This window comes from Burkholderia sp. ABCPW 11 (genome assembly GCF_001523445.1).
Lineage (GTDB): Bacteria > Pseudomonadota > Gammaproteobacteria > Burkholderiales > Burkholderiaceae > Burkholderia.
This window is the reverse complement of the sequence record NZ_LOVM01000021.1, coordinates 17,498-42,295: the sequence shown is the minus strand read 5'-3', so window position 1 is coordinate 42,295 and position 24,798 is coordinate 17,498. Positions and strand designations below refer to the sequence as shown.

The following is a 24,798-nucleotide window of genomic DNA, read 5'->3' as shown; positions in this document are numbered from 1 at the left end:
GGCATGCGGATTCCCTGGAAGCGGACAGCCTAGGCTAATCCGGGTGATGAGCGAAGTAAAATGATATAAACTGAATCGGTAACAAGGGAAAATGATATGAACATCCCGCTCCTCGAAACTTTCCGGTCCGTCGTGCAGGAAGGCAGCGCGTTGCGCGCGGCCGAACGGCTCGGCTGCACGCAATCGAACGTCACGGCGCGGCTGCGCCAGCTCGAAGAGTCGCTCGACGCGCCGCTGTTCGATCGACACGGCAAGCGGCTGGTGCTGAACGATGCCGGGCGCCGATTGATTCCGTATTGCGATCGCATCCTGCGTCTCGTCGACGAAGCGACGCAGGTGGTGCGCGAAACGCCGGTGGCCCGCGGCTTGCGGCTGGGGTCGATGGAAAGCACGGCCGCCACGCGGCTGCCGGCGCTGGCCGCCGCGCTGAAGGAACGCGATCCGGCGCTCGGCCTCGCGGTGCAGATCGGCAGCGAGCCGGACCTGGCCGACGCGCTGTTGCGCGGCCGGATCGACGCGGCGCTCACCGCGCGCGCGGTCGTGCGGCCCGGGCTGCGTTACGAACCCGCGTTCGCGGAAGACATGGTGCTGGCGAGCGCGGCGACCGTCACGCGCCGGCAACTGTTGGCCGGCAACACGGTGCGCTTGCTCGCGTTTCACGACGGCTGCCCGTATCGCGCGGTCGCGGAGCACTGGCTGAAGGCGCGCGGCGTCGCGATCGAATCGGTGTCGTCGTTCGGCACGTTCGGCGCGATCCTCGGCTGCGTCGCGGCCGGAATGGGCGTCGCGATCCTGCCGAAGCGGATCACGGCCGAGCACGTGGCGCGCAAGGAGCTGCGCACGCATGCGTTCGACGATCTCGGCAGCGTGACGACCTACCTCGTCACGCCCGACGAAGCGCCTGCACTGCCCGAACTCGACGCATTGCGCGCGGTGCTCGGCCGGCAGGCCGGTGCGCTGCTCGCGCGCTGATACGAGACTGCGCGGCCCTGGCGTGAACACGGGCTAGGCCGGCGCGACCGCGCCTTCGTCCGCGAAGAAGTCGGCCTCGATTTCGCGAATCCGCCGGCAATCCTCGAGCAGCCGCTCGAAGGTCGGGCTGTAGAGGCCGACCGTGCCGAGCGCCGTCTGAAGATCGGTGGTCACGCGCAGCGTGTCGCCAACCTTGATCCATTGCTTGAGCCCGACGAACGACGGCAGCGCCTGGATCGCCTGCCACGTGAAATCCTGCCGCAGCACGCCGTTGCGCGACGACAGCAACAGCACGTGCCCGCAGTACCCGCGAAAATCCGTCGGCGCGGCGACGTCGCCGAACAGCCGCTCCGGATGCAGCACGGCTTCGACGGCGGCCGACACGTGATTTTCGCCGCTGACCGCGCTCGTCAGCCGCGGATCGAGGCTGCCGTGCAGCCGGGCGTTCAGCTCGACGATCGTCGGGCCGTCGGCCGTATCGAACAGCTCCAGATGGGTCGGCCCGAAGCGCACGTCCAGTGCGTCGAGCACATCGGCCGCATAGTCGAGCAGCGGGGCGTAGCGCGGATCGGTGTGGTTCAGCACCAGCATCTTGTCGAGCCGCGGCGCGTGCGTGCGGTCGCGATGCACCTCCCACAGGCTGACCACGCGATGGCGGCCCTCGAACGACACCGAGTCGACGATGTATTCCTGCCCCTCGGAATAGCTCTGGATCACGATGTCGTCGTTCGGCTGGTTGTACAGCGAACGGGTGGCCAGCACGTCGCGCGCGGCGGCTTCGACCTGCGCGAGCGTCCGGCAGATCTTCACGCCGGCCACGCCCGCGCTGCGCGCCGGCTTCACCACGAGCGGCAACGTGCCGTGCGCGCGCGCCCAGTCGAGCGCTTCGTCGACCGACGTGCTGTGAAAGTGCACGGGCGCGCGCAGTCCGGCCTGACGAATGCGTTCGTTCATCGCGAACTTGTCGCGTCGCGCGGCGGAGGTCGCGAGCGGGTTGCGAAACGGCACGTCGAGCCGCTCGGCCAGCGTATCGGCCAGCTCGAGCGCCGCGTCGAGGCCGTGCAGTACCGCGCCGATGCGCAGGTCGCTCAGTTGCGCGAGCGTCGCGTCGATGTCGCCGCGATGCTGGACCTGCCGGATGTAGTCGGACGGCACGAACTGGTTTCGGTAGATTGCCGGCAGATCGGGGTCGCTGATCACATGCACGCAACGGATGCCGTATGCGCGAAACGCGGGGGCCAGGTAGGCGGCGGTCGACGCGCCGTCGACGATCAGGACGGTATCGATGAAGCGATGCTGCATGGATTCCTCGCTCGGATGGGGGATCGGGGGAAGGATGCGGGGCGCCGGCGTGCTCAGGCCCGCGTGCCGGTATCGGCCGGGTCGCCGGGCCAGCGCACCGCCAGCACGACACAGGCCGCGACGAGCACGGCCGCCACGGCGAACGCGCGCGCCGCGCCGGTCGCGATGGCTGCGCCCTGGCCGGCGACCAGCGCGCCGAGCGTCGCGACGCCGATCGCGGCACCCACCTGGCGCGCGGTATTGAGGATCGCGGACGCAGTGGCCGAGCGGCCGGCCTCGACACTGCCGAGCATCGTCGACGTCAGCGCGGGAATCGCGATGCCGCCGCCGATCGCCATCGCCGCAAGCCCCGGCGCCAGCAACGCATACGGCGCGTGCGCGGCGAGCGTCCACCACAGCCACACGTAGCCGGCGAGCGATACGGCGAGGCCGACGATGACGGTCGCGCGAAATCCGTAGCGGACCGCGAGCCGCGCGCTCGCGATGTTGGCGAGCATGATGATCGTGAGCGGCGCGAGCGCGAGCCCCGATTCGGTCGCCGTGAAGCCGCGCGCGTTCTGGAAATAGAGGCTGAGCGAGAAGATCAACCCGTAGAACGCCGCATTCGTGACCGCGCCGATCGCGAGCACGCCCGGCACGCGCGCGATCCGGAAGAACGCGAGCGGCAGCATCGGCGCGCTCGCGCGCCGCTCGATCGCGACGAACAACGCGCCGAGCGCGACCGACGCGATCAGCGCGCCGGCCGCATACGGGTCGCCCATCCCGTGCGCCCCGGCCCGGATGATGCCGCCCGTCAGCAGTCCGAGCACGAGCACCGCGACGATCTGGCCGGCCGGATCGAACAGCCGCGTGCGAGCGGCGGCCGAATCCTGCACGTGGCGCAGCGTGAGCCACAGCCCGAGCGCGCAGATCGGCAGGTTGATGAAGAAGATCGCGCGCCAGCCGAGCGAATCGATCAGCAGGCCGCCGAGCGTCGGCCCGGCCGCGCTGATCGCGCCGCCCGTCGCGCTCCACCACGCGACGGCTTTCACGCGTGCGGCGGCATCGCTGGCGCAGGCGTGCGTGATGAGCGCGAGCGACGTGGGCAGGATCATCGCGGCGCCGACGCCTTGCGCGATCCGCGCGGCAACCAGCGCCGCCAGCGACGGCGCGAGCGCGCAGCCGAGCGACGCGAGCAGGAACAGCGCAAGGCCGTACGCGAACAGTCGGCGGCTGCCGAAGCGGTCGGCCAGTGTGCCGGACGTCAGCAGCAGCGCGGCGAACGACAGCGTATAGGCATCGACGATCCACTGCAGCCCGTGGACGCTCGATCCGAACGCGTGGCCGAGGCTCGGGATCGCGACGTTGACGACGGTCACGTCGAGCTGGACGATCGCGAAGCCGAGGCTCGCGGCGGCGACGGTCGGGAAGATGGCGCGCAGCGACGCGCGGGGCGCATCCTCGGCGGCGATCGGCGCGCGCTCGACGCGGTCGAGCGCCGGGGCACGATCGCTCATCGCGACTCCCGACGCGTATGGGGTGTGTAGGGCGTATAGAGCGTGTGGGACGGCTGGCGGTATCGATTCATCGGGCGGGTTTCCGTAAGGCGGACGAGGAAAGCCGGCTGCCCGTCGGGCGCCGGCCGCGGCGTCGAATTCGACGGAAAAATAGCATCGACCCGTTAGCGAATACAAATAATAAGCAGCGATTTTTTAACAAGTATTCGTGTTAAGGGACGGCTTGAGCGAGGTGAACCGGTTCCGGCCGGATTGCTGAACTTATATCGATAATGTTTGTTTGCAATCGAATTAATATCATTTCGCAATGCAATGCCGGTCTCCTAGTCTTGTCGAGCGCTTCGCCCCGAGGACGGCGGAGCGCGGCGGCGATGCCACGCCGCTCTTCGAACCAGATCTTTATACGAGAGACTTATGACCTATCTCGCAGATGAACGCATCGCTCTGACGGCAGCGGAATCCGCTCACATCCGCACGACGCTCGGCGCGCTGGATTACGACCCGGCCGGCGGCGCAGGCTATATCAGCGCGGTCCGCAAGCTGGCCTACAACGCGTTTCCCGACCGGATCGTCGACGCATTCGATCGGGCGAAGGCGCCGACCGCGGACGCACACGGCTCGATCGAGATCGACAACCTGCCGATCGACGACGGCGTGAACGGCAGCCCCCGATTCGAGGAAACCGGCCGCTCGTTCAAGGCCGGCGTGTTGAGCGAGAACGTGCTGGTCGCATTGAGCACGCTGGCCGGCGAGCCGTACTCGATCGCGCACGAGGGCCGCGAGCTGGTGAACAACCTGACGCCGCACAAGGCGACCGCGCGCGACTATACGGGCCTCGGCTCCGAGGTCGAACTCGATTTCCATATCGAGAACGCCGCGCAGGCGCACATGCCGGAAGGCGACACGTCGCCATTCGCGCTGCTGCTGCTCGGCGTGCGCAGCGAGGCCGGCGGCGGACCGTACACGCGGCTCGCCGATGCGCGCCGCGCGCTGCGACTGCTGTCGCCGGACGATATTACGCAACTCTACGGCGAGCACTACATCATTCGCGTGCCGTACCGGTGGCGCGGCGCGGCGCCGACGCCGCGCGACAACACCGACCTGAGTGCCGTGCTGTCGGGGCCGCTCGATGCGCCGCGCGTGACGGTCGCGTTCTATCCGGACATGGTGCTGGCGGTCAATGCGCGCGCGCAGGAAGCGCTGGCCAACCTGTATCGCGCGGTGCGCGAGGTGTCGTTCGGCGTGCAGGTGTCGCCGGGCAAGCTGGTGCTGATCAACAACCACTTCACGCTGCACTCGCGCGACCGCTTCGATCCGCAGTACGACGAGAACGATCGCGCGTTCCGCTGGGTGCAGCGCGTGTTCGTCGCGCGCAGCCTGTGGAATTTCCGCGCGTTCACGCCGCTGCAGGCGCGCGTGTTCGACCCGAAGGCGCTCTATGCGGGCGAATCGGCGCAGGCGAGGCAGCCGTCGCCAGTCGTGCAACCGGCGCCGCCGCGCGCGGCTGCGGTCGAACTCGACGCGACGCCTGCGTGAGCGGCCCGGCGTGGCAGCGACCGGCGCCGAACGTTGCCGGCTCGCTGCCCGCGCGACTCGTTTCCTGCATCGTCGAATAAAAACAGGATTCCACAAGACATGAGAAGAACCGCTTTTCCCGTTGCGCGCATCGCCCGTGTGCTGGCCGTCGCGCTGATTGCCGGGAGCGCCGTCGCCGCGCAGGCGACGTCGTTCGACCTGAGTCCCGAGCAGCCGGCCCGGCAGCGCGGCGCCGTGAACCCGGCGGTCGAGCAGGCGCTGCCGGCCGGCTTCCGGTTTGCCGAAGCGAACACGCTCACGATCGGCATCGCGCCGAATCTGCCGCCGCTCAGCACCTATGCGACCGACGCGCGCACGGTGGTCGGCTTCGATCCCGATCTCGCGCAACTGATCGCGGACAGTATCGGCCGCAAGCTGAAGATCGTGCCGCTCGCGTGGGCCGATTGGCCGCTCGCGTTGCAGTCCGGCAAGGTCGACGCGGTGATCTCGAACGTGACGGTCACCGAGCAGCGCAAGGAGAAATTCGATTTCTCGACCTACCGGAAGGACCAGCTCGGCTTCTACGTGAAGATCGGCAGCAAGCTGGCGGCGATCCGCGAGCCGAAGGATGTCGCCGGGCTGCGTGTCGTGACCGATTCGGGCACGAACCAGGAAAAGATCCTGCTCGAATGGAACCGGCAGAACGTCGCGCGCGGTCTCGCGCCGGTCGAGATCCAGTATTACGCGGATGCGGCCGAGCGCTGGGTCGCGCTGCAGTCGGGCCGCGTCGACACGATCTTCAGCGTGAACTCGATGCTCGCGTACCAGGCGTCGCTGCGTGGCGATGCGAAGCTGATCGGCACCGTCAGCGGCGGCTGGCCGCGCACCGCGGACATCGCGATCACGACCCGCAAGGGCAGCGGCCTCGCGGAGCCGCTGACGCTCGCGATCAATGCGCTGATCGCCAACGGCAGCTACCGGAAGGCGCTCGACCGATGGCGGTTGGACGCCGAGGCGATCGACCGGTCGCAGACCAATCCGCCGGGGTTGCCGCGCACCTGAATCCGGCATGCGGCGCCGCTCGGGCGATCGGCCACGGCAGGTTCGCCATCCCGTCGTCATAGCCGTTGTCGGCGCCGCCCACCGCTCGATCGCGTCGAAGTCGGTATTCGGCGGGCGCCGCTTACCGGTACGTCCAGAGCCGGTGCAGCACGAACGTCGTCGGCGGGATCAGCAGCGCGATCCCGACGACGCCCATCGCGCGCGACGCACCCAGCGCCTCGGCGGCGCGCGCGAGCAGCATCGTTTCGACGAAGCCGGCGAGCGTGACCGCGAGAAAGCGCAGCGCGTTGCGGGCGCGCACCGTCGACGAGAAGCTCCACAGCGTATTCGCCAGATACGAGAACGCGGTCGCGCAGAGGAACGCGACCGCATTCGCGGTCACCGGCGTCGCGTCGAGCAGCGCGAACAGCGCCGTCGCGACCAGCGTGTGGATCGCGGTCGAGCAGAGACCGGACACGCCGAAGCGCACGAGCCGCGTGCGCTCGGCCTGGAGCAGGCCGATCATGACGCTTGCACGTCAGCGTGCGCCGATGCGCGCCCTGGCCGGCTGCGTGCGCCGGCGGGGCGGCTGGCGGCGGGCGTCGCGCGCGACCGGCAGTTCGATCACCTTGCCGTGCGCCTGATAGCGGCGGCGGATCAGGTAGACGGGCCGTTGCTTCGATTCGTCGTAGATCCGTCCGACGTATTCGCCGACGACGCCGATCCCGATCAGCTCGATGCCGCCGATGAACAGCGTGACCGAGATCAGCGATGCGTAGCCAAGCACCGGATTGCCGAACAGCAGCGTGCGCAGGATGATGAACGTGCCGTACAGGAACGCGAGCGCCGCGATGCCGACACCGATGTAGGTCCAGCTTCGCAGCGGCACGGTGCTGAAGCTGGTGATGCCTTCCAGCGCGAAATTCCACAGCTTCCAGCCGGAGAATTTCGAGTGCCCGGCGCTGCGCGGATCGCGCTGGTACTCGACGATCACGGTCTTGTAGCCGACCCACGCGAACAGCCCTTTCATGAAGCGGTGCCGCTCGGGAAGGTTGCGCAGCGCGTTCACGACCTTGCGATCCATCAACCGGAAATCGCCGACGTTCTCCGGCAGCTTCACGTCAGACAGCAGGTTGTGAACGCGGTAGTAGATCGCGGCGGCGGTGCGCTTCGCGAACGAATCGCACGCGCGATTGCTGCGCTTGGCCGCGACGACCTCCGCGCCGTCGCGCCAGTGGTCGATCAGCACCGGAATCAGGCTCGGCGGATCCTGCAGGTCGGCGTCGAGCGGGATCACCGCATCGCCGGCAGCTTCGTCGAGGCCGGCCGTCAGCGCGGCCTCCTTGCCGAAATTGCGGGTGAGATCGATGACGCGCACGCGCCGCTCGGCGGCGCCGATCCGCACCAGGCGCTCCAGCGTGTCGTCGCGACTGCCGTCGTTCACGCAGACGATCTCGAAGCGGATCGCGTCGATCGCGCTCAACAACGGAATCACGACGTCGAAGAAGCGCTCGACGGCTTCGCCTTCGTTGTAGAACGGCACGACCAGCGAGACGAGCGGCGTGTAGATGGATTCCCGCATGATGATTCCCCTTGTGATGTCGCTTTACCGGTGGGCGCCGAACGTCGGGCGGCCGGTGCGGTGCATGCCGTGCGCCGAGCGGTGGTGCGGTCGGACCGGGTGCGCGAATGCGGTCTCGGTCGAGGTGTCGCGCGCATCGGGCATCGACGGCACGTCGCGTCTTTCCCGGGCGATCCGGCCGACGAGCAGCGCGAGCGACGCGAGCGTCACGAGCGGCATGAACTGGAACGACAGGTGCGGCACCATCGCGAGGCCCGCGAGCGGCATCGGCCACAGCAGCATCAGCCATTCGCGATCGAAGTGCCGCCAGCCGTGCGTCCACGCATAGCGCGCGTACCACGCGATCACGATGCCGTACCAAGTCAGGTCGTAGTCGTACAGATAGGGGCTGACGAGCAGGCATGCGCACGCGAGGGTCGCGGCGCGCAGCGCGTACGAACAGGCGCCGCGCCACGCGTAGACGACGGCGATCGCGGCAGCCGCGGCCGACAGCAACTGCAGGCCGCGCGCGACGGGCGCGGGCCAGCCGGCCAGCGTCGCGAGCGCGAATGCGGTCGGCATGCGCGCGAGCTTCGCATGACCGGTGCCGACGAGCGTGTAGACGTGGGCGATCACGTGCATGAACGCGAGCCACGGGCCGATGCCGAACGCAATCGTCGCGAGCAGGGCGCCGACGGCGATCGTCGCGGCCCACGCGGCCAGTGCGCGCCATTGGCCGGCACACAGCAGCGCGAGCGGGAACAGCACCGCGAGCTGCGGCTTCATCGTCAGCAACCCGAAGCAGATTCCGGAGAGGATGGGGCGACGGTTCAGCACGAGCAGCCCGAGGGCGGCGAGCGTCGCGGTGAAGAGGCTCGTCTGTCCGACGATCACCGTGAGGAACGCGCCGGGGAACGCCAGTGCGCACAGCCACGCGGCATCGCGCTGCACGGTCGCGTGCATCGCCGCCGCGAACAGCGCGATCGTGACGCCGAGCCATAGTACGAGCGCCAGCGTGTACGGCAGCCAGCCGAGCGGCAGCACGAGCAGCAGCATCGTCGGCGGATAGAGCCACGGCAGCGTGCCGTCCGCGAGCGTCATCGTCGGGAGCGCGAGCTTCTGGACCGCGAACAACGTGGAGTAATGCCACGCGTCGGCGCCGTGCCCGTGCGCGGCGAGCCATGCGGCGCTCCAGACCGGCGAGAAGTCCTGCGACAGCGGCTGCAGCGCGCCGTCGTGCGACAAGTGCAAACGGACCAGGTAAATGACGACGAACAGCAGCTCCGTCAGCAGCACGGCGGCCGCATAGAGGCGCACGCGATCGCGATTGAGCCAGTGCGGATAGCGTCGCGGGCCGGCGATCGGGAGTTCCGGATGCACGTCGGCTGCCGGGTGCGCGTGGCGGGCGAACGACGGCGTTTTCATCATGCGCTCCGGGATGCGAGCGCCGTGCGGCGCACGACGACGAACAGCACCGCGAGCAGCACGACCGGCCCGATTTGCGGCAGCTTCATCAGCCGGTTCAGCATTTCGAAGATCGGCAGCAGCCACGCCAGCACGACGATGCCCTGGTCGCCGGGCAGCCAGCCTTCGTCGAGGCCGTGCGCGATCAGGCAGAAGAGCGCGATGCCGAGCCACGTCAGCTCGTAGTTCCACAGGTACGGCGTCGTCAGCAGCGTGGCGACCGCCAGCACCGCGCCGCGCAGCCGCATGTCGCGCGTGCGGCGCCAGACGTCGACGGCCGCGGCGAGCGCGACGAGTGCGACCGCCGCCTGGCCGGCCAGCGCGGCCGCCACCGGCGCGCCCGCGAGCCGCAACGCGGCGAACGGCGTCGGCGACGCGAGCCAGTACGACGCGAGCATGAAGTGCTGCGCGCGTACCGTCGACAATGCGTGACTCAACCCGTGCAGCGCGGCGGGGCCGGCCAGCGCAACGCCGGCCGCCGCGAACAGCGCCGCGCTGAGCGCCGCCGCCGCGAAGGTGCGCCACGCACGCGTCGCAATCAGCACGAACGGGAACACGACGGCGAGTTGCGGCTTGATCGCGAGCAGCCCGATCAGCACGCCCGCCACGAGCGGGCGCTTGCCGAGCAGATGCAGCGCGAGTGCGGCGAGGCCGGCGGTCAGGATGCTGTTCTGGCCGAACAGCGCGGACATGCACACCGCCGAATACGCGACGACGACGAGCGTCGCTGCGCGCGGCACGGGAAGATGCGCGCGCAGCCCAGACAAACGCGAGACGGCGAGCGCGTAGCATAAAAGACTGCCCGCGAAAAAGAGGAAGTAAGCGGGCAGGAAAGGCACGAGGGCAACCGGCGCGACGAACAGCAGCATCGTCGGCGGATAGAGCCAGGGAAGCGGCCGGTTTTGCAGATACGCACCGAAGTGCGCGAACTCGGCCTGCAGAAATGACGACGTGTCGTAGGCCGCCGCGGCATGGCCTTGCAACACGAGATGCGATGCAGTCCAGAAGACGGAGAAGTCGGTGCCGGGGCGGGCGGTGGCCGTCGACGTGAAGCCGTCGGTCACGACGCCCCAGACGATCAGCAGCGCAGCGAAGAGCATCAGCATGATGCAGCTGTACGGAATGATCCGGTCGGCCGTCAGCCATTGAGCACAGCGTATTGCGCGATCGCGCGTTCCACGATTGGCTGTGTACATGATGCCCCGTCTGTCGTGTGGCCGCGTGGTCTGTCGCGGCCGTTTGATGTTGTCGTGCTCTGCGGATCGATCGCTCTGAAACGGCGTTGTCCGGTGAATTCATTGTTGAAGAAAAAATCGCTCGATGCAAACCGCGCACGGCCGGCCGACATTGAATGTGTTCAGCGATTCGGGCGAAAACGGTTATTTCTGGTATGAGAAAACGTCGCCGCCGGCATTCGTGTTTCTGGCCTGAAACATTCGACGATTTTTGCCGGCTGGCCATGCCGCCGAACCCGCGACGCACGAGCGACTCGCCGCGTTCGGGAAAATCCCGAGAAAATTTTTTGGATCCTTGTGCAGCGCGACGACGGGGTTTCATGCCGCCCGCATGCGCGCGAACCGCATATATCAAAGTTGAAACATTTCGGCAGCCGGACGTTCGGCGAGGGGGCGCGCGGATCGCCGGAACCCTTGCCGCGCCTCGATTTCGCCCGGGATGGTCCGCTCTTTGCGTAAGCGTTGGCACGGCAGTCGACGATGCGGCGACCGGGCAGGTCAGGCAACAAGCAGAGGAACCGGCCCGCGAATCGCCTGCGGAAAAGTGGTCCGGAGCGCGTCGGGGAATACGCAACTCCAGATCGATCGACCGCGGGAACCGCCGTCGAACGACCGACGAGACCCGATTGCTTCCGGGCAATAAGAAATCGGCATGGCAGTACATGGGGAATAAAAATGAAAGACCACAGCACGGCGCGGATCGCAAGCCGCGTCAAAGACACATTGCAGCTTTGCCGGGAGTTCATCTCCCGTTCAACTGGATTCCATGCGTCGAACGGCCGCCGTGCCGTTCCGGTCGATCGACCTGCCCGGTTCGTCCGGCCGGCCGAACCGGATGCGCGTCTCTCATGCTCCGCCTCGCCGATACCCGTTCGCACGGACAGGGGTGTGCCTCCCCGTTTCCGCGACTGAGCGTCGGGTTCCGATTTTTCGAGTAGTGCCGGTGGTGCCAACCCCCGAAGTCCTGACCGACGAAGGGTATTTCATAGCAGTCCGAAAGGAGAGTGCTCATGTCAAGAATCATCGAAAAGATCGCGTGGTTCGTCCGGGATCAGGACGGCGTGACGGCCATCGAATATGGCCTGATCGCCGCGCTGATCGCGATCGGCATCGTCGTCGCATTGACGACGATCGGTACGGATCTGAAGACCGTGTTCAGCACGATCGCCGCGGATCTGGACTCGGCGGTAGCAGGCATCTGACGGGCGGTACGACGAACGGTTCGCGCGAATCGTCCAAATCGTTCGTCGGCGCCATACGGCATCAACGACATTCCTCGACGTATCGATGCACGGTCGTCCGATCAGCCGGTGCGCGAGGGTTTTGAAAGTCACCACGCAAGGAGATCACCATGTCCAAGCTCATTCAACAAGCCGGCCGTTTCATTCGCGACGAAGACGGCGTGACCGCCATCGAATACGGCCTGATCGCCGCACTGATCGCGGTCGGCATCATCCTCGCGCTGTCTACCATCGGGAAGGACCTCAAGACCGTGTTCAGCACGATCGCGGCCGACCTCGATTCGGCGGTGGCAGGCATCTGATGCACGATGCCGCGGACGGCTCGGCCGGTGCAGCGCTCGAGCCGTCCCTGGCCATCCGATCAACCGGAAACCGGAGACCATCATGCAAGCCATCGCGCGTGTCGCACGTCGCTGGATCGCCGACGAACGGGGTGTGACGTCGATCGAATATGCATTGCTCGCATCGATGTTCGCCATCGCGGTACTGGGCAGCGTCGTCACGCTGAAGGGCTCGCTCGGCGACGCGTACGAGGCGATCGCAGCGGCCGTGACGGCTGCCGTGGCCACCGCCGTGACCACAGCGTTGTCCATGGTTTCCTGATCCACCGATTCGACCCGCGAGGTTCGCCATGCTTCCCGTTGCGCCGCCTTATCCGGTTCCGTTGTGCGTGACGCTGCTCGCGGTCGCCGCGGCCGGCACCGACATCGCGACCCGTCGCATTCCGAACCGTCTCGTGTTGCTCGGCCTGGCCGGCGCGCTGATTGCGCAGTGCCTGTTGCACGGCGCGCCGGCGGGCGTGCTCGGCTGGCTCGGGGGAGCCGCAACGGGCTTCGGCCTGCTGCTGCCGTTCTACCTGTTGCGCGGGATGGCGGCGGGCGACGTGAAGCTGATGCTCGCGATCGGTGCATGGGTCGGCGCGGAAATGACGTTTTACATCGTGCTGGCCACGTTCCTGGCCGGCGGGATCGGCGCCGTCGCCTACGCGCTGCTGTGCGGCCGGACGCGCCGGATGTGGGCGAACGTGCGCACGCTGATCGTGCGGCGTTCGCAAGCGGCGCATGCCGAGGCCGACGGCGGCCCCGTCGAGATCGCATCGGTCGGCACGCTGCCGTACGGCGTGGCGATCGCGGCCGGCACGCTGGGCATGCTGTTCGCGTCGTGCGCATAGCGCGGCGAATCCGCAACGAGGACGCAACGATCATGAACACGAACCACACCGAACCGAGACGCGACGCGCAGGTGGCACGCCTGCCCGATCCGCCGCCGTCGCGCGAGGTCCATACGAAGCTGGGCGCGCAGCTGCCGTCGGCGCCGCGCTCGCTCGCTGAAACGGGGCTCAGCATGGCGTTCGTCGCCGGCCTCGTACTGAAGTCGACGCTGGTGCTCGGCCGCCCGTCGTACGGCGACCTGGTCGAGCGGCACTGCCTGCCGCTCGCGGTGCTCGACGAGGTGTTTGCATTCCTGGTGCGCGAGCATCTCGTCGAGCTGACCCATCGCGGCGCGACCGATCTCGACGTGACGTTCCGCCTGACCGATGCGGGCCGCGTGCTCGCGCTCGAGGAACGGGAGCGCAGCGGCTACAGCGGGCCCGCGCCGGTGACGCTCGACGCGTATCTCGCGAGCGTGGCCGCGCATTCGGTGCGCAAGCTGCACATCGGCCAGAGCGACGTGTGGGCGGCGTTCGAAGGCGTCGTGATCGACACGGCGGTGCTCGATGCGGCCGCCGCCGCGCTGAACGCGGGCCGGCCGCTGCTGATCTACGGCCCGGCCGGCAGCGGCAAGACCTTTCTCGCCGAGCGGCTCGGCGCGTTGATGCACGGCCGCGTGCCGGTGCCGCACGCGATCTGTGCGGCCGGTGAAGTGATCCAGGTCTACGACCCGCTCGTGCATGTCGACGCGGAAACCGCGAGCGGCGGCCAGTCGGTCGATCGCCGCTGGCGCCTGTGCCGGCGGCCGGTCGTGATGTCCGGCGGCGAGCTGACGCTCGACGAGCTCGACCTGCGTCGCGACGAAGCGGCCGGCTTCTACCAGGCACCGCCGCACATGAAGGCGAACATGGGCATGTACGTCGTCGACGATCTCGGCCGCCAGCGTGTCGAGCCGCGCGACCTGCTCAATCGCTGGCTGCGTCCGCTCGATCGCGGCGACGATTTCATGACGCTCGAATCCGGCAACCGCTTCGTGCTGCCGTTCGACGTATGGCCGGTGTTTTCGAGCAACCTCGCGCCGGAGCAGTTCTGCGACGACGCATTCATGCGCCGCCTCGGCTCGAAGCTGCACGTCGGCGCGATGTCGATCGACGACTACCGCGCGGTGTACGACGCGGCTTGCGCATCGCTCGGGCTCGTGTCGGCCAGCGATGCGTTCGACTTCCTGCTGCATCGGCTGCACCTGCCGACCGGCAAGGCGTTTCTCGCGTGCTTCCCGGCGGACCTGCTACGCCTCGTGGCCGCCGGCGCGCGTTATCGCGGCGATCCGCCCGAGGTGACGCACGACGCGCTGTACGACGCGTGGGCGAGTTACTTCGGTGCGGCGCCCGAGCGGGACGGCAGCCATCCGCCGCCCGTCGAGCGCGCAGGCCGTACGTTCGTCACCGGTTGAGCGGTTTCTTTCACGATTCGTCGAGGAGCATTGCCATGAAAAACAGTCGAGCGCTCATGATGCTGGTCGTCGCGATGATCGCGGGTCTTGCCGCGGTCGTGTTCGCGTCCCACTGGCTGGTACAGACGTCCACGAGCTCGGTCACGTCCGTTGCGGTCGCCAGCACCGACCTGAACCTGGGCGAGCCGCTCGGGCCGAACCAGATCCACATGGTGAGCTGGCCGTCGGGCAGCGTGCCGACCGGCGCGTTCACCGATACGAAGGCGCTCGAAGGGCGCGTCGTGCGCACCAGCCTCGCACGCGGCGAGCCGGTGATCGAATCGAAGCTCGCACCGGTCGGCACGAAGGGCGGGCTGTCCGCGGTGATCGCCGACGGCAGCCGCGCGATCACGGTGCGCGTGAACGACGTGGTCGGCGTCGCCGGCTTCGCGCTGCCGGGCAACTACGTCGACGTGATCGTCAACACGCAGGAACAGCGGGGCAAGACCGACGGACAGAGCATCTCCAAGATCGTGCTCGAGCACATCCTCGTGCTCGCCGTCGCGCAGCAGGTGAGCCGCGACGACACGGCGCCGAAGGTGGTCAACGCGGTGACGCTGGAAGTCACGCCCGAGCAGGCCGAACGGCTCGACGTCGCACGCAGCGTCGGCACGCTGTCGCTCGTGCTGCGCAATCAGGTCGACCAGAAGACGCTGAACACGGACGGCGCGACCAAGCTGACGCTGCTCGGCAAGGCGCCCGCACCCGAAGCGCAGCCGGCGCCCGTTCGCGCGCGGCCGGTCCGCGTGCACGTCGCGTCGCATGCGGCGCCGGAAGCGCGGCGCGATTGCGTCGGCGTGCTGACCGGCGTGAAAGGCAGTGTCGAATGTTTCTGAAGTCATCCATATAGACAGACCAACAGATCGGCCGCCGGCAACGCGCGGCGGCCTTGGAAGTCGATAACCGGCACGGCGCCGGTCTCTCGGGGGATCAGACGAAATGAAGATCAAACCGCAACGCACAGGTACCGGCCCGCTACGCACACGCGTCGCACGGGGTACGACGATGGCCGCGATCCTTTGTTCGGGATGGCTGACCGTGTATGGCGCACTCGCGCAGGAAGGCGTCGAATCGGCGGTGCTGACGAAGGGCGGCGCCAGCGCGCCGGCCGCGGCCGGCAAGGGGCCGATGCAGATGACGATCAGCATGGCGCCGATGCCGGCCGCCGCGCCCGCCGCGTCGACGGGGCCGCTGCGCGGGCCGAACTGCGTCGGCGCGGTGCGCGAATCGACCAGCGTCGCCGTGCCGCTCGGCAAGTCGCTGCTGGTGCCGATGCCCGAGCCGGTCCGCAACCGGACGATCGGCAATCCGGCCGTCGCGCAGGCGACGATGGTGTCGCCGCAGACGCTGTACATCCTCGGGCTCGCGGTCGGCACGACCAACATGATCGTGCAGGGCAGGAGCGGCGCATGTCGCGTGATCGACGTCGCGGTCGGCGCGGACGCCGGCGGCCTGCAGGCGTCGCTGCTGCAACTGATGCCGAACGAGCGCGACATTCATGTGTCGACCGCGGCCGGCACGATCGTGCTCGCCGGCACGGTGTCGAGCTCGCAGGCCGCGCAGCAGGCCGTGCAGATCGCCCACGCGTACGGCGACAGCGCGGGCGATGCGGCGGGCGGCGGCAAGCAGGGCGGCGGCGTGCTCAACATGCTGAACGTCACCTCGCCGCAGCAGGTCATGCTCGAGGTGAAGGTGGCCGAGGTGTCGAAGACGCTGATCAACCAGATGGGCAGCGCGTTCAACATCCAGGGCGGGTTCGGTTCGTGGAGCGGCGCGCTGGTCAGCAACCTGCTCGCGGGCGTCGCGAGCGGCGCCGTGTTCAACAAGGCGAACAACAAGCCGTTCAGCATCGCGGCCGACGCGCAGAACACCGACAACCTCGTCAAGATCCTCGCGGAGCCGAACCTCGTGACGATCAGCGGCCAGGAAGCGACGTTCCTCGCGGGCGGCAAGATCTTCATCCCGATCCCGCAGAGCAGCGGCAACGGCACGTCGTCGATCACGCTGCAGGAAGAGGAATTCGGCGTGGCGCTGAAGTTCACGCCGACGGTGCTGGCCAACGGCCGGATCAGCCTGAAGGTCGCGCCGGAAGTGTCGGAGCTGTCGCAGACGGGCGTCACGCTGAGCGCGTCCAACATCGGCGGCACGTCGATCCTGCCGCTGATCACGACGCGGCGCGCGTCGACGACGGTGCAGATGAGCGACGGGGAATCGTTCGCGATCGGCGGGCTGATCAAGGACAACGCGACCGGCGCGCTGAAGGCGATCCCGGGCGTCGGCGAAGTGCCGGTGCTCGGCGCGCTGTTCCGCAGCACGTCGTTCCAGCAGGATCGCACCGAGCTGATCTTTCTGATCACGCCGCACCTGGTGAAGCCGCTGCAGACCGCGGATGTCGCGCTGCCGACCGACAGCTTCTCGAAGCCGAACGAAGCCGACGTGTATGCGACCGGCAACATGGAAGGCCGCGGCGGCGTGCGCAAGGCGGGCGCGCAGCCGAAGCAACCCGCGAACGGCGCGGCCGCCGCCCCGCAGACGCCGGCCCAGGCGCCGGCGCCCGCTCCGGCGCCGCAATCGGAAGCGCCAGTCGCACCGGCCGCGCTGCCCGCGCCGCGCGTGCCGCAAGACGCCGACGTGCAGCCGCCGGTACCGGCCGAGCCGCCGAAGGCGCCGGCGCCGGTCGCGGCCGCCGCCCCGCAGTCCGACCCGGCCACCGCGGCGCGTGTCGCGCGCATCGAAGCCGCCGCCGCGCGCCTCGCGGCCGCCGGCCCCGAGCCGTCGGCTCAGCCGGCGGCTCGCTCGAAGCGTCGGATCGCGGCGGCGCCCAACGCGCAGATTGCGCGTGCGGCCGCGGAACCCCAGTCCACCGATCGTTGAAGCCATCCAAGGGGAAGCTCATGAAATCCGCCTACCTCGTATTCGCGCGCCGTGCGGCGCTTGCCGTCCCGCTCGCGTTCGCGCTTGCCGGCTGCATGTCGTCGACCCCGGTGTGGGATAGCCGCTTCGGCGACTCGGTCCGCACCGTGATGCAGGCCCAGATCATCGATCCGCATGCCGGCGAACATCCGGCGTCGGCGTCGGGGGTCGACGGCCGCGCCGCCGCGGCCGCGCTCGACAACTACGACAAGTCTTTCAAGCAGACCGTGCCGCCCGCCAATGCGTTCGTGATCGGCATCGGCAAGGCCACCCAGTAACGACGGCACGCTCAGGGAGAACGCCATGAACAGCGCAGCCCGCCATCCGAAAGTCACGCGTCGCAGCCTGCACCGCCAGCGCGGTGCCGTCGCGATCATCGTCGGCCTTTCGCTGGCGGTGATGATCGGATTCGTCGGGCTCGCGCTGGATCTCGGCAAGCTGTACGTCACGCGCAGCGAACTGCAGAACAGCGCCGATGCGTGCGCGCTGTCGGCTGCGCGCGACCTGACTTCGGCGATCAGCCTGTCAGTGGCCGAAGCCGACGGCATCGCAGCCGGCCACCTGAATTTCGTGTTTTTCCAGAAGAAGCCGGTGCAGATGTCGACGAACGCGAACGTCACGTTCAGCGATACGCTGAGCAACCCGTTCCTGGCCAAGAATGCGGTCACGACGCCGTCGAACATCAAGTATGTGAAGTGCACCGCGACGCTGAGCAACATCGCGCACTGGTTCATCGAAGTGCTGAACGTGTTGCCGGGCACGAAGCTCGCGAATGCGGCGGAAGTGTCGGCGAGCGCGATCGCGACCGTCGGCGGCGGGCAGACGACCTGTGCGATTCCCGTGTTCGTCTGCCGTGGCCCGTCCGATCCGGCCTACAAGGTCGGCGACTGGATCTCGTCGCCGTCCGGGTCGTCGTCGACCTACGGGCCCGGCAATTTCGGCTGGGCGGCGCTCGACGGTTCGACGAACGAGACGACGCTCGCGAGCGAGCTGTCGGGCAATACCTGCAACATCACGAGCCCGCCGGACCTGAGCACCACCGGCCTGAAGTCGGCGGCGCAGCGTGCGTGGAATACGCGCTTCGGCATCTATACGAACGGTGCGAACGGCTCGAGCGGCCAGCCCGACTTTACCGGCTACGCGTATGTCGGGCCGAACTATGGGCCGCCCGGAACGGCAGGCATCAAGGGTGACGCGTACACGCAGTTCGTGGCCGACCGCGCGAGCTTCAAGCCTTACCAGGGCGACGGTGCACCGCCGTCGGGCAGCGGCATCGCGACCAACGGCACGGCGACGGCGAGCAACTACACGACGTACGGCAGCGACCGGCGCCTCGCGCTCGCACCGGAAGGCGACTGTTCGACGCTGAAGGGCAGCAGCGGCAAGGTCCACGTCACGCAATGGGATTGCGTGCTGATGCTCGATCCGCTCCCGTTCAGCGCCGGCAGCGGCCCGGTCGTCGCGCATCTTGAATACCTCGGCTCGTCGGTCTCCGGCAACAACCCGTGCGCGACGCACGGCTTGCCGGGCAGCGGCAGCGCGTCGGGCACCCAGGTGCCGATGCTCGTTCAATAGCGGAGAGACGATCATGAAGAAGCTGCCGATTCGTCGTTCGCGCACCCGCGGCGCCGTCGCCGTCGAGTTCGCGCTCGTGCTGATGCCGATGATCCTGCTGGCGACCGGCGTGGCCGAGTTCGGCCGGGCGATCTACCAGTACGAGACGCTGACCAAGGCGACCCGCGACGCGGCGCGCTACCTGTCGGTCTGGTTGCCGACCGACAGCGCGTATCCGGTGTCGCAGGCGCAGTGCCTGGTCGTGTACGGCAGCACGACGTGCGGCTCGTCGGGCACCGAGCTGGTGCCGGGGCTCACGACGTCGATGGTCACGATCTGCGACGCCCAGCGCACGACCGGCTGCAGCGACGGGTCCGACCCGTCGCAGTTCGCGAACCTGCCGACCTACGACGCGGACAACAACAATTCGTCGAGCGGCGCGGCGGCGGGCGCGATCAACGTCGTCGAAGTGAAGATCAGCGGCTACAAGTATCAGCCGATTCCCGCGTATCCGGCGCTGCCGTCGATCACCTTCGGCAACATCGTTACCGTGATGAGGCAAGTGTCATGAACGCGCGCCGGTTTCCGCGGTCACGCCGGCGCGCGCAGCGCGGCGCGGCGATCGTCGAATTCGCCCTCATCGCGATGGTGCTGATCATGCTGCTGATCGGCATCTTCGAATTCGGCCGCGTGCTGTTCTACTGGAACACCGCGAGCGAAGCCGTGCGCCTCGGCGCACGCACGGCGGTGGTCTGCGACGTGAACGCCGCGGGCATCGTGAAGCGCGTGCGATCGCTGCTGCCGCTGCTGTCGGACGCGAACGTGTCGGTCAACTACACGCCTTCGAGTTGCGACATCAACACGTGCTCGTTCGTCACGGTGAGCGTCACGAACGTCACCGTCAAGACCATGATTCCGTTCGTGAACGTCACGGTCAGGATGCCGCCGTTCACGACGACGCTGCCGCGCGAAAGCCTGAGCTCCGCGACGGGCGGCTCCGCCTGCAACTGATCGAACACACGAGGCACACGACATGATCAATATCCTCGTAGCTTCCGACGATACCGCGCGGCTTTCGCAGCTCGCGCGTCTCGTGGCCGACAGCGGACGCTATCGCACGACGCGCGCCACCGGCCGCCCGTCGCAGATCGAACATCGCACCGACGGGCTCGACGCGTTCGACGTCCTGCTGATCGACGGCACGTCGCTCGATCCGTTCGAGCTGTCGGCGATCGAGCGCATCTGCCGCGCGCACGCGAGCCTGACCTGCATCCTCGTGACGGCCGACGCATCGCCGCACGTACTGCTCGACGCGATGCGCGCCGGCGCGCGCGACGTGCTGCAGTGGCCGCTCGATTTGCAGGCGCTCGGCAACGCGCTCGAACGGGCGGCCGCGCAAAGCACGCGGCGCGATACCGACGACACGCGGATCGTGTCGTTCATGTCGTGCAAGGGCGGGGCCGGTACGAGCTTCGCGGCCGGCAACGTCGCGTTCGAGATCGCCGAGGGCTTCAAGCGCCGCGTGCTGCTGATCGACGTGAACCAGCAGTTTGCCGACGCGGCATTCCTCGTCAGCGACGAAACCCCGCCATCGACGCTGCCGCAGCTGTGCGCGCAGATCGAGCGGCTCGACAGCGCGTTTCTCGACGCGAGCGTCGCGCACGTGACCGAGAATTTCCACGTGCTGGCCGGCGCCGGCGACCCGTTCAAGGCCGCCGAGGTGCGCGAGGACGCGCTCGAATGGATACTCGGCGTCGCCGCGCCGCGCTACGACTTCGTGATCTTCGACGTCGGCGTCGGCATCAACCCGCTGTCGATGGTCGCGCTCGATCGCAGCGACCAGATCCAGATCGTGCTGCAGCCCGCGATGCCGCACGTGCGCGCCGGCCGCCGGCTGCTGGAGATGCTCGTGTCGCTCGGCTATTCGACCGACCGGTTGCGGCTGATCGTGAACCGCGCGACGCGCGCGAGCGAGCGGACCCGCACCGCGCTCGAGGAAGTGCTCGGCCTGCAGGCGGCCTGCACGATTCCCGACGACGCCGACACCGTGCTCGAAGCGATCAATCAGGGCCATCCGGTGTCGCGGCTCGCGCGCGGCTCGGCGGTCACGCGTGCGTTGCAGGGGTGCGCGAAGCAACTCGTCGACGGAGAAGTGCGCGCGGGACGCAGCGCGACGCACACCGAACCGTTGATGTCCCGGCTGTTCGGCCGCAAGGCCACGCCGAAGCTCAAGTCGATGTAATTCTTTCGGGGAACCGCCATGTCATTGCGCGAACAGATGTCCTTGCACCGGGCCCAGCCGATGGCGGCGGGCAGCGAACCGGCCGGCCCGGCCCATTCGTCGGTGCGCGACGCATACCAGAAGCTGCGCCGCCAAATTCACCTGGCCGTGCTCGAGCGCGTGGAGCTCGAGCGCCTGTCGCGGCTGCATCAGGACCAGGTCCGCATGGAAATCGGCGCGCTGATCGCGCGCATCCTCGACGAGGAACGGCTGCCCGCGAACGACATCGAGCGGCGGCAGCTCGCGATCGACGTGTACGACGAGATGTTCGGCTTCGGCCCGCTCGAAGCGCTGCTGCGCGACCCCGGCATTTCCGACATCCTCGTGAACACCTGCCGGCAGGTCTACGTCGAGCGCTGCGGGCAGCTCGAACTGACCGACGTGACGTTCTACGACGACGCGCACCTGATGAAGGTGATCGAGAAGATCGTGTCTCGCGTCGGCCGCCGTATCGACGAATCGAGCCCGATGGTCGACGCGCGGCTGCCGGACGGTTCGCGCGTGAACGCGATCATCCCGCCGTCCGCGATCGACGGGCCGCTGATGTCGATCCGGCGCTTCGCGGTCAACCCGCTGAAGATGGACGACCTGGTGCGCTTCCACAGCCTGACGCCGCCGATGGCCGAACTGCTCGACGCGCTGGCGCGTGCGAAGGTGAACGTGCTGGTGTCGGGCGGCACCGGCAGCGGCAAGACGACGCTGCTCAACATCCTGTCCGGCTTCATTCCGCGCAACGAGCGGATCGTGACGATCGAGGACGCCGCCGAGCTGCAACTGCAGCAGCCGCACGTGCTGCGGCTCGAAACACGGCCGCCGAACATCGAAGGCAAGGGCGAGATCACGCAGCGCACGCTGGTGCGCAACGCGCTGCGGATGCGCCCGGACCGGATTATCCTCGGCGAAGTGCGCGGCGCCGAAGCGCTCGACATGCTCAACGCGATGAACACCGGCCACGAAGGCTCGCTCGCGACGATCCACGCGAACACGCCGCGCGATGCGCTGACGCGGCTCGAGAACATGGTCAGCGTATCCGGCCTGACGCTGCCGCCGAAGACGATGCGCCAGCAGATCGCATCGGCGATCTCGGTGGTCGTGCAGGCGGCGCGGCTCACGGACGGCAAGCGCAAGATCGTCAGCATCCAGGAACTGACCGGGATGGAAGGCGACATCATCAACATGCAGGAGATCTTCACGTTCAAGCGCACGGGCGTGGACCGCGACGGGTCGGTGCGCGGCCACTTCTGCGCGACCGGCGTGCGGCCGAAGTTCGTCGAACGGCTGCTGGCGTTCGGCATCGACCTGCCGGATTCACTGTACGACCCGTCCGTGCGTTACGAGACGGACTGACGCCAGGGCGCCGTGTGCTGCCGGGGAGGCCTCATGAATGCGATCTTTTACGGTTTCGTGATTCTCACCTTCGTCGCGGTCGTGCTGTCGATCGAAGGCATCTATCAATGGTGGAACGCGCGGCACGGCGCCGCTGCGCGCCTGATCGAATCGCGCATCCGCGCGATGTCGGCCGGCGGCAACGTCCAGCAGGAGCGGCTGTCGATCCTGAAGAAGCGGATGCTCGACGAGTCGAAACCGTTCGACCGGCTGCTGCTGCGCCTGCCGCGCGTGCACGCGCTCGATCTCGTGATCCAGCAGTCGGGCCTCGACTGGACGCTGCCGAAGCTGATCGCGCTCGGCGCAACGTTCGCGGCGCTCACGTGGTTCGCGGCGAGCTTCGCGCGGTTGCCGCAACTCGCCGCAGTGCCGATCGCGCTGTTCGCCGGGTGGGTGCCGATGATGTACGTGCTGCGCTGTCGCGCCCGCCGGATGCGCAAGCTCGAGCGGCAGTTGCCGGACATCTGCGACATGATCGCGCGCGCGCTGCGTTCCGGTCATTCCTTCACGAGCACGCTCGGGATGGTCGGCGACGAGTTTTCCGAGCCGATGGGCGGCGAATTCCGCGTCACGTTCGACGAGGTCAACTACGGCGTGTCGCTGCACGACGCGCTGATGAATCTCGCGACGCGCGTACCGGTGCAGGACCTGCGCTACTTCGTGATCGCGGTGCTGATCCAGCGCGAGACGGGCGGCAACCTGGCCGAGCTGCTCGACAGCATCGCCGGGCTGATCCGCGAGCGCTTCAAGCTGTTCGACAAGGTGCGCGTGCTGTCGGCGGAAGGGCGGCTGTCGGCGTGGATTCTCGGGCTCTTGCCGTTCGGCACCGCTGCGGTGATGGCACTGCTGAACCGCGAGTTCCTGTCGGTGCTCTGGGAGGATCCGGCCGGGATCCGGATGGTCGGCACGATGCTGGTGTCGATGCTGTTCGGCCTGTTCTGGATCCGCCGAATCGTGCGCATTCGCGTCTGACGCGCGAGCCGAATAACGAACCGTTGCGAGGCTGTCATGCAAAACCTGAGCGTGGTCCAGGCCGTGATGCTGGGCGGCTTGTTCATCTTCGTGGCCGGCGGCGTGCTCGTCGCGATGCTGCTGTTCGCGCCGCGCGGCATCCAGCGCCGGATCCAGCAGGCCGGCGGGGCCGGGGCGGGCGCCGTCGCCGGCCCGGGCGACGGCGACGACATGGCGTCGCGCTGGGTCGCGAAGCTGGTCGAGCTGTCCACCCCGATCTCGAAACTGTCGGTGCCGAAGGAGGGCTGGGAGAATTCGCCGCTGCGCATCCGGCTGATGAACGCCGGCTGGCGCAACCAGAGCGCGGCCGCGCTGTATTTCACCGCGAAGACGATGCTCGCGCTCGGCCTGCCGTGCGCGGCGCTGCTGGTGCTGATCACGACGCCGCTCGGCGACGAGCGTGCGCTGCTGTCGGTGATCCTCGTGGCGCTCGCCGGCATCGGCTACTACATCCCGAACGTCGTGCTGTCGCAACGGGTCAAGGTGCGTCAGCAGAAGATCTTCGAGGATTTCCCGGACGCGCTCGACCTGCTGACGGTGTGCGTCGAGGCGGGGCTCGGGCTCGACGCGGCGCTGATGAAGGTGAGCGGGGAGCTGCGGTTTCGCAGCGAGGCGGTCGCGAGCGAGCTCGACCTGCTGCTGCTCGAGATGCGCTCCGGCTTCACGAAGGAGACGGCGCTGCGCAATCTCGCACTGCGCACCGGCGTGGAGGATATCGAATCGTTCTGCGCGATGCTGATCCAGGCCGACCGGTTCGGCACGAGCATCGGCGAATCGCTGCGCGTGCTGTCGGACATGCTGCGCACGCGGCGCCGGATGCGCGCGGAGGAACGCGCGGCGAAGATCGCGCTGAAGCTGCTGTTCCCGCTGATCTTCTGCATTTTCCCCGCGCTGATGGTGGTGCTGCTCGGCCCGGCGATGATTCACGTCTATCGCGTGCTGCTGCCGACGTTCGTCGGCATCGCGCAGTGAGGGCCGGGGCGCGACGGCTTCACCTGCATCGATCGCGATCGTGCGTGCCGGCCCCGGGCGATCCGGCGGCCGGCACGGCAACAGGCTTCATGGAGGCTTCCTCCCCGGGCGGCGCCGCGAGACAGGTCGACCATAGCGGCGTCGATGCATCCCGGACCCATGGTCGGCCATGGAACAAGCCGTAGTCCACCGCCTTCGCGGCTGCCCCCTA

Annotated in this window: 24 protein-coding genes; 18 read left to right on the top strand and 6 right to left on the bottom strand. The window is 68.1% G+C overall.

Annotated elements, in window-relative coordinates; translation table 11 throughout:
- Nucleotides 1-96 precede the first annotated feature (96 nt).
- Nucleotides 97-972 (top strand): LysR substrate-binding domain-containing protein, encoded by an 876-nt coding sequence (locus WS61_RS08325; protein WP_059500039.1) that lies wholly within the window; start codon nt 97-99, stop codon nt 970-972.
- A 33-nt stretch (nt 973-1,005) separates the two neighbouring features.
- Here the strand turns inward: WS61_RS08325 and WS61_RS08320 are convergent, their stop codons facing one another.
- Entirely contained in the window at nt 1,006-2,274 is a 1,269-nt protein-coding gene (locus tag WS61_RS08320) for an ATP-grasp domain-containing protein (protein ID WP_059500038.1), read from the bottom strand.
- A 53-nt stretch (nt 2,275-2,327) separates the two neighbouring features.
- A complete protein-coding gene (locus tag WS61_RS08315; protein ID WP_059500037.1) occupies nt 2,328-3,770 on the bottom strand; it encodes an MFS transporter in 1,443 nt (480 codons plus the stop codon).
- 414 nt (nt 3,771-4,184) lie between these two features.
- Here WS61_RS08315 and WS61_RS08310 point away from each other — a divergent pair, with 414 nt between their 5' ends.
- Nucleotides 4,185-5,306 (top strand): TauD/TfdA family dioxygenase, encoded by a 1,122-nt coding sequence (locus WS61_RS08310; RefSeq protein ID WP_059500036.1) that lies wholly within the window; start codon nt 4,185-4,187, stop codon nt 5,304-5,306.
- 99 nt (nt 5,307-5,405) lie between these two features.
- Nucleotides 5,406-6,347 carry an ABC transporter substrate-binding protein gene (locus tag WS61_RS08305; RefSeq protein WP_059500035.1) on the top strand — a complete coding sequence of 314 codons (942 nt, stop codon included), beginning with the start codon at nt 5,406-5,408 and terminating at the stop codon, nt 6,345-6,347.
- Nucleotides 6,348-6,468: 121 nt separating this feature from the next.
- On the opposite strand, the gene WS61_RS08300 is transcribed toward WS61_RS08305, so the two are convergent.
- The 4 genes from WS61_RS08300 to WS61_RS08285 are packed head-to-tail and all read right to left on the bottom strand — an operon-like array spanning nt 6,469 to nt 10,547.
- Nucleotides 6,469-6,852 carry a GtrA family protein gene (locus WS61_RS08300; protein ID WP_059500034.1) on the bottom strand — a complete coding sequence of 128 codons (384 nt, stop codon included), beginning with the start codon at nt 6,850-6,852 and terminating at the stop codon, nt 6,469-6,471.
- A gap of 12 nt (nt 6,853-6,864) precedes the next feature.
- Nucleotides 6,865-7,908 (bottom strand): glycosyltransferase family 2 protein, encoded by a 1,044-nt coding sequence (locus WS61_RS08295; RefSeq protein WP_059500033.1) that lies wholly within the window; start codon nt 7,906-7,908, stop codon nt 6,865-6,867.
- Between the two features lie 24 nt (nt 7,909-7,932).
- Complete coding sequence (locus tag WS61_RS08290) at nt 7,933-9,312, bottom strand: glycosyltransferase family 87 protein (RefSeq protein WP_059500072.1); 1,380 nt, start codon at nt 9,310-9,312, stop codon at nt 7,933-7,935.
- Complete coding sequence (locus WS61_RS08285; RefSeq protein WP_059500032.1) at nt 9,312-10,547, bottom strand: glycosyltransferase family 87 protein; 1,236 nt, start codon at nt 10,545-10,547, stop codon at nt 9,312-9,314. Before WS61_RS08285 ends, WS61_RS08290 begins: the two co-directional genes overlap by 1 nt.
- Before the next feature lie 1,049 nt (nt 10,548-11,596).
- Between WS61_RS08285 and WS61_RS08280 the strand changes: the two genes are divergently transcribed.
- The 15 genes from WS61_RS08280 to WS61_RS08210 all read left to right on the top strand — a co-directional run bounded on the left by WS61_RS08280 (nt 11,597) and on the right by WS61_RS08210 (nt 24,587).
- Nucleotides 11,597-11,788 (top strand): Flp family type IVb pilin, encoded by a 192-nt coding sequence (locus WS61_RS08280; protein WP_059500031.1) that lies wholly within the window; start codon nt 11,597-11,599, stop codon nt 11,786-11,788.
- 149 nt (nt 11,789-11,937) lie between these two features.
- Complete coding sequence (locus WS61_RS08275; protein ID WP_059500030.1) at nt 11,938-12,129, top strand: Flp family type IVb pilin; 192 nt, start codon at nt 11,938-11,940, stop codon at nt 12,127-12,129.
- Between the two features lie 82 nt (nt 12,130-12,211).
- Nucleotides 12,212-12,430: a Flp family type IVb pilin gene (locus tag WS61_RS08270; RefSeq protein WP_059500029.1), complete on the top strand. Its 219-nt coding sequence runs from the start codon at nt 12,212-12,214 to the stop codon at nt 12,428-12,430.
- A 28-nt stretch (nt 12,431-12,458) separates the two neighbouring features.
- On the top strand, nt 12,459-12,998 hold the full coding sequence (locus tag WS61_RS08265) for a prepilin peptidase (RefSeq protein WP_059500028.1): 540 nt from the start codon (nt 12,459-12,461) through the stop codon (nt 12,996-12,998).
- Between the two features lie 32 nt (nt 12,999-13,030).
- Nucleotides 13,031-14,431 carry an ATP-binding protein gene (locus WS61_RS08260; RefSeq protein WP_059500027.1) on the top strand — a complete coding sequence of 467 codons (1,401 nt, stop codon included), beginning with the start codon at nt 13,031-13,033 and terminating at the stop codon, nt 14,429-14,431.
- 35 nt (nt 14,432-14,466) lie between these two features.
- A complete protein-coding gene (gene cpaB / locus WS61_RS08255) occupies nt 14,467-15,306 on the top strand; it encodes a Flp pilus assembly protein CpaB (protein WP_059500026.1) in 840 nt (279 codons plus the stop codon).
- Between the two features lie 103 nt (nt 15,307-15,409).
- Nucleotides 15,410-17,344, top strand: coding sequence for a type II and III secretion system protein family protein (locus WS61_RS08250; RefSeq protein ID WP_059500025.1), 1,935 nt, complete (start codon nt 15,410-15,412; stop codon nt 17,342-17,344).
- Nucleotides 17,345-17,364: 20 nt separating this feature from the next.
- On the top strand, nt 17,365-17,661 hold the full coding sequence (locus WS61_RS08245) for a hypothetical protein (RefSeq protein ID WP_059500024.1): 297 nt from the start codon (nt 17,365-17,367) through the stop codon (nt 17,659-17,661).
- A 25-nt stretch (nt 17,662-17,686) separates the two neighbouring features.
- A complete protein-coding gene (locus WS61_RS08240; protein WP_059500023.1) occupies nt 17,687-18,958 on the top strand; it encodes a pilus assembly protein TadG-related protein in 1,272 nt (423 codons plus the stop codon).
- A 13-nt stretch (nt 18,959-18,971) separates the two neighbouring features.
- Entirely contained in the window at nt 18,972-19,508 is a 537-nt protein-coding gene (locus WS61_RS08235) for a TadE/TadG family type IV pilus assembly protein (RefSeq protein ID WP_059500022.1), read from the top strand.
- Nucleotides 19,505-19,948 (top strand): TadE/TadG family type IV pilus assembly protein, encoded by a 444-nt coding sequence (locus WS61_RS08230; RefSeq protein WP_059500021.1) that lies wholly within the window; start codon nt 19,505-19,507, stop codon nt 19,946-19,948. The genes WS61_RS08235 and WS61_RS08230 overlap by 4 nt, the downstream gene beginning before the upstream one ends.
- 22 nt (nt 19,949-19,970) lie before the next feature.
- Nucleotides 19,971-21,179 carry an AAA family ATPase gene (locus tag WS61_RS08225; protein ID WP_059500020.1) on the top strand — a complete coding sequence of 403 codons (1,209 nt, stop codon included), beginning with the start codon at nt 19,971-19,973 and terminating at the stop codon, nt 21,177-21,179.
- An 18-nt stretch (nt 21,180-21,197) separates the two neighbouring features.
- Nucleotides 21,198-22,565 carry a CpaF family protein gene (locus tag WS61_RS08220; protein ID WP_059500019.1) on the top strand — a complete coding sequence of 456 codons (1,368 nt, stop codon included), beginning with the start codon at nt 21,198-21,200 and terminating at the stop codon, nt 22,563-22,565.
- 33 nt (nt 22,566-22,598) lie between these two features.
- Nucleotides 22,599-23,576: a type II secretion system F family protein gene (locus WS61_RS08215; protein ID WP_059500018.1), complete on the top strand. Its 978-nt coding sequence runs from the start codon at nt 22,599-22,601 to the stop codon at nt 23,574-23,576.
- A gap of 36 nt (nt 23,577-23,612) precedes the next feature.
- Entirely contained in the window at nt 23,613-24,587 is a 975-nt protein-coding gene (locus tag WS61_RS08210) for a type II secretion system F family protein (protein ID WP_059500017.1), read from the top strand.
- The last annotated feature ends 211 nt before the right edge of the window (nt 24,588-24,798 follow it).